The following is a 321-nucleotide window of genomic DNA, read 5'->3' on the forward strand; positions in this document are numbered from 1 at the left end:
AGGCCGCTGGATCTATCGCAGTGAGGGCTGGGAATACTGGGCGGCGACACTCACCCAGTTGTTTGCTCTAGGCCTGCTGCTGTATTTCTTTGGCTTACTGATACCATGAGGGAGCTGTCTGGCAGTATGAGTATCACACAGCGCCTGTTACTGGCAGTACTGGCTGTACTTTGGTTGCTGCTCGTGAAGGAAGTGTTGCTGGATGAATTCAGCGCTTATATCACGACCTTGCAATGTAAAGAGGCGGACAGTGGCTGGCGGGTCGCAGTGTTGCTTAGCACTGCATTTGTTTTTGCTGCGCTGTGCGTATCGGGTTGTCTG

Annotated in this window: 1 protein-coding gene; it reads left to right on the forward strand. The window is 53.0% G+C overall.

Features of this window, described 5'->3' with window-relative positions; all coding sequences use genetic code 11:
* Positions 1 to 126: 126 nt before the first annotated feature.
* Positions 127 to 321, forward strand: a 195-nt coding sequence (locus TW77_RS23245) for a hypothetical protein (protein WP_046007357.1), incomplete at its 3' end; no start/stop codon positions are given.

The sequence above is a fragment of the Pseudoalteromonas rubra genome (assembly GCF_000967655.1).
In the GTDB taxonomy this organism is placed as follows: Bacteria; Pseudomonadota; Gammaproteobacteria; order Enterobacterales; family Alteromonadaceae; genus Pseudoalteromonas; species Pseudoalteromonas rubra_A.